At 47.3% G+C, this 3,969-nt stretch carries 6 protein-coding genes and 1 pseudogene; 4 read left to right on the forward strand and 3 right to left on the reverse strand.

Translation table 11 applies throughout. The features are described from left to right. Both BQ8005_RS16775 and BQ8005_RS16780 read right to left on the reverse strand, forming a co-directional pair. Window positions 1-187 (reverse strand): hypothetical protein (locus tag BQ8005_RS16775; RefSeq protein ID WP_159436301.1); only part of this gene is annotated, 187 nt, incomplete at its 3' end. Window positions 188-216: 29 nt separating this feature from the next. Further along, window positions 217-804, reverse strand: coding sequence for a hypothetical protein (locus BQ8005_RS16780; protein ID WP_075319335.1), 588 nt, complete (start codon window positions 802-804; stop codon window positions 217-219). Between the two features lie 552 nt (window positions 805-1,356). On the opposite strand from BQ8005_RS16780, the gene BQ8005_RS16785 reads away from it, so the two are divergent. Together BQ8005_RS16785 and BQ8005_RS17485 are read left to right on the forward strand one after the other, a co-directional pair. Beyond that, entirely contained in the window at window positions 1,357-1,827 is a 471-nt protein-coding gene (locus BQ8005_RS16785) for an HU family DNA-binding protein (RefSeq protein ID WP_075319336.1), read from the forward strand. A 135-nt stretch (window positions 1,828-1,962) separates the two neighbouring features. Next, complete coding sequence (locus BQ8005_RS17485) at window positions 1,963-2,058, forward strand: smalltalk protein (RefSeq protein ID WP_021846252.1); 96 nt, start codon at window positions 1,963-1,965, stop codon at window positions 2,056-2,058. A 337-nt stretch (window positions 2,059-2,395) separates the two neighbouring features. Here the strand turns inward: BQ8005_RS17485 and BQ8005_RS16790 are convergent, their stop codons facing one another. Beyond that, window positions 2,396-2,611: a hypothetical protein gene (locus tag BQ8005_RS16790; RefSeq protein ID WP_234984107.1), complete on the reverse strand. Its 216-nt coding sequence runs from the start codon at window positions 2,609-2,611 to the stop codon at window positions 2,396-2,398. Between the two features lie 118 nt (window positions 2,612-2,729). Here BQ8005_RS16790 and BQ8005_RS16795 point away from each other — a divergent pair, with 118 nt between their 5' ends. Together BQ8005_RS16795 and BQ8005_RS16800 are read left to right on the forward strand one after the other, a co-directional pair. Further along, a complete protein-coding gene (locus BQ8005_RS16795) occupies window positions 2,730-3,356 on the forward strand; it encodes a type IV toxin-antitoxin system AbiEi family antitoxin domain-containing protein (protein WP_007855249.1) in 627 nt (208 codons plus the stop codon). Then, a pseudogene (locus tag BQ8005_RS16800) lies at window positions 3,353-3,856 on the forward strand (nucleotidyl transferase AbiEii/AbiGii toxin family protein); the annotation flags it as partial. The gene BQ8005_RS16795 and the pseudogene BQ8005_RS16800, both read left to right, overlap by 4 nt. Between the last annotated feature and the right edge of the window lie 113 nt (window positions 3,857-3,969).

Raw genomic sequence — 3,969 nt, forward strand, 5'->3', positions numbered from 1 at the left:
CTTCGGCGCGGGGCGTGCGTAGCGCGTCGGACAGAGCATCCTCGGGCGCGCGTGTGGCAGGCGCAGGCTGGGCGTCGGTCGAGGGCTGGCTGATGGTTTGGATGGTGGCGTTCGGCATCGAGCAGTTCTGAAACGTGATGCCGTAGTAGTTGTGTACGATGGTCGGTGTCGGTTCTTTGGTTTCCATAGTGTTCTCCTTTCGTGTTTGTTGTCAGATTATTTTGGGTCCAGTTTGTGCTCCGTCGGCGCGGGGTTGAAGCGCGCGTCGGGCAGGTGGCTTCCGCTCACGTGGAGCGAGCCGGGGTAGTAGTTGTGCTGCGCCACGACGGTCGGCTTCGTCGTACCGGCGGCCTGCTGTACGAACTCGGCGCATTCGCCGTAGAGGTGGCCGATGGCGGTCCTCAGGCGCTCGTTCTCCCGCTCGAGGGCGGTCAGGCGGTCGGTCAGGCACACGAGGCTGTCCTTGTGGCGTTCGTGGTCGGCCTCCAGCCGGGCGTTTCGTTCCTCCAGCTCGCGGCATCGCTTCAGCCTCCTGGCGGCCAGCGTGCGGGCCTCGTCGCGCTCCCTCCGGTACGTGTCGCACCGCGCCTTCACCTCGTCCAGCTTCTTGCGCAGGTCCATGAAAATGTCTTTCATCATCTCGTCTGTTTCGTCTTCGAAAGGCGCCTCAATCTCCCGATTGCTCCCTTTCGTTTCGGTTAACATCTCTGTTGTTGTGTCGTTAAAGAAAAAATACATAACCATACATTTTTTACCAAAACCTTCGTTGGCTTTGGATTTGCGAATGTAGCATAATTCTTCCAATCGGAAAAGAAAATGGCAGAGAAGTTATCAACAGGTCGCTCCGTATATCCCTGCGCCCGCTGCCCGCTCGTCCGACGTCACAATGATCACAAATCACAAATCACAATTACCCGAATCGGATAGTGCGTAAGTCTGAGAGAAGAAAGTGTTAAATATTTTAATATTATATATATTATATAATATATAATATATATAATATTATTTTTCGCTCCCGCTCCTTTCGGCCGGTTGAAAACTCATTTTCGATAATTGTGATTTGTGATTTGTGATGTGTGACGCCTCGTCTTCCCCGTCGGCCGTCCCGTTGCGTGAGCCCTCCTGCCTCCTGCCCTTCGCCGCCTCCGTCCGGGGCAGCCAGTCGGGGCAGGAGCCTTCGGGCGACTTCCGCGAAGAAAGTCTTTCGCCATTAACATATTTTTAGAGGTTACACCCCTCACGATTTTGGCTTTCCGTCCCCTTGGCGATATCTTTGCATCGGGAAAGGGGAGACAAAGTCTCGGGGAAACAGCGATAACACAACGAAATGTTTAACACACAAAACTTTTGACAATTATGGCATTCTACAAGAAACAGCACAACGAAAAGTACGGCGTGTGGTATCCCACCGCCATCACCGTGGGCCAGCCGGTAGCCACGAAGAAAGTGGCTCAGCGCCTTTCGGCCATGTGTACCGTGACCTACGCCGACGTCATGGCCGTTCTGGGCGAGCTGCCGGGCGTCATGGCCGAGCTCATGTCGCAGGGCCGTTCGGTCCGTCTGGACGGACTGGGCACGTTCCGCTACACCCTTGCCACGAAGGGCGTGACGAACGAAGACGAGTTCGATTTCCAGAAGCAGGTGCGGGCCGTCCGCGTCCAGTTCGTGCCCCAGCGTGAGGGCGCGCAGACCAAGGGTAGCACGTCCACGCGCGGACTGGTGCCGTCGGACATCGAGTGGATGGTCTACGACGCTTCGCTCGAGGCTTCGGGCGGCGCTTCGGCCGGCGGCGGTACGGACGAGGGCGAGGGCGGAAGTCCGCTTTAAGAATTGAAAATGGGGAATTGCGAGTTGAAAATCAAGCCAGCGGACGGGGCATGCTCAACGACCAATTCTCCATTTTTCAAGGAACAAACATTCTCAATTTCTCAATTCTCAATTAATCAATTAAAAAAAAGAAACATGGACAAGAAATCTATTTGGAAACTGGTCATCCAGACGTTGGTGACCATCCTCACGGCTATTGGCACGACGCTGGGCGTCACCTCCTGCCTGTAAAACAGGGCAGGGGCGGCGCGGCGCTGGGGAGGGCGGAAGGGGTGTCTACTTACCGATGCAGTATGTGTACATCGTTGATTATCAATAGTATAGCGCTCTAAAAGGTACAACCAGCATGTTGGCAAGTATCTGAGAATGTGTAAGTTAGTGATTTTTAGCACCATTCTCGGCTTGTACCTCCATTTTGGAAAGTAAAAGTAAGTGTAATTTCTTGAATATCAAAATGTGCGGTACAAAAACTTGTGAAAAATGGCGTTTTTTGATGAGAAAAGGTACAAAAATGGCTCTATAACCAAGGGGGACATAATCCGTATTTTGCGAAGTATTTGGTCTTCACTCAATAGTCATAAATCGGGTCTTCAAACGAGATTTCATCAGCCTTATTTTCCAATATATCATCCTTGATAAGAGCGGCCTTTGAACGGGAAATTGAGGTCGTTGAAGAGATTTGATAGCGATGTATCACTTCAGTCGAACTGATGGCCTTTTCGCAGGCAATAAGAGCTTTGGGACAGTTCAATTGCTGTGTGGTCAGTGTTTCGGTGATTGTCACAAACAACAGCCTTATGTGGCAGCGGTCGCTATTTTTAAGATTGCCTTAGTAGTAATATTCTGAATAGAAAAGGAAGTATTATTTCTTTTTCTGTTCAATTTATTGCTATATTTGCAGTATGGATAGAAAATTAACTGAAATAGGAACCATTCCAGTAACGACTTCAATCATTGAATCGTTGTATCCGGAACTTAAGTCTGCTGACAAGAAAGTAACCTGGCTCGAAAAGCAAGGGATTATCATCAGATTGAAGCGGGGACTTTATGTGATCAACCCCGAATATTCAGGAAAGACTCTATCAAGTGAGTTGATTGCCAATCATCTCTATACACCTTCGTATATTTCAATGTCTACTGCACTACGATATTATGGACTTATCCCCGAGGCTGTATATGTTCATCAATCAATGACTGTAAAACATCCCCGAAGCTTTCAAACTCCAGTCGGCAATTATGACTACAAATATATTTCAAGAAAGGCATTTCCGATAGGAGTAAGGAGTATGAATAAAGGTGACTATGCATTTCTCATTGCATCACCGGAAAAGGCTTTGTGTGATTTGATTGCCAATTCCTCAAAAGTCATTCTTCGTTATATGAAGGATGTAGAGACATATCTTGAGCAGGATATTCGTATGGATATGGATGAGTTCTATAATATGGACGCAACCATATTTGAAGATTATATAAAGGTTGGCAAAAAGGCTGATTCAATTTCAACACTTCTAAAATTCTTAAGACGATGAAAAATGAAATATTCGACAATATGCTCTCCCGTTATGATTTAACAACGGAGCAACATAAGAGAAACGCCATATTTGAAGTGAACCAACAAATGATACTTGCAGGCCTGTATGCTGGGGGCTTCTTTGAATCGGCTGCGTTCTATGGCGGAACTTGTCTGAGAATCTTTCATGGCTTGCAGCGTTTCAGTGAGGACATGGATTTCTCATTGCTTGCGCAAGATGATACCTTCGATTTTACGAAATACTTCCCTGCTATCATTGATGCCTTTGCAATGGTAGGTCGTGAGGTTGAAATAAAGAAAAAAGATAAGAAGAGTTTTGGGAAAATCGAATCGGCATTTCTTAAAGATAATACCGATGTGTATGATGTGACTTTCCAAACAGAGAAATCTATAAAGATAAAGATAGAAGTGGATACTTGCCCACCGTTGAACTTCAAGACGGAACAGAAGCTATTGCTTCAGCCATATTCATTTATGACCCGTTGTCACTACTGTCCCGTAAAAGTGGATAAATAGTTCTTTGAAATTATTGAAATATAGTCAATTACGTGGTTTCTTGAGATGAAACGGACTTGATTTTGCAACTTTGCAGTCTAATACAAATGGCTGCT

It is taken from the genome of Bacteroides togonis (assembly GCF_900130135.1).
In the GTDB taxonomy this organism is placed as follows: domain Bacteria; phylum Bacteroidota; class Bacteroidia; order Bacteroidales; family Bacteroidaceae; genus Bacteroides; species Bacteroides pullorum.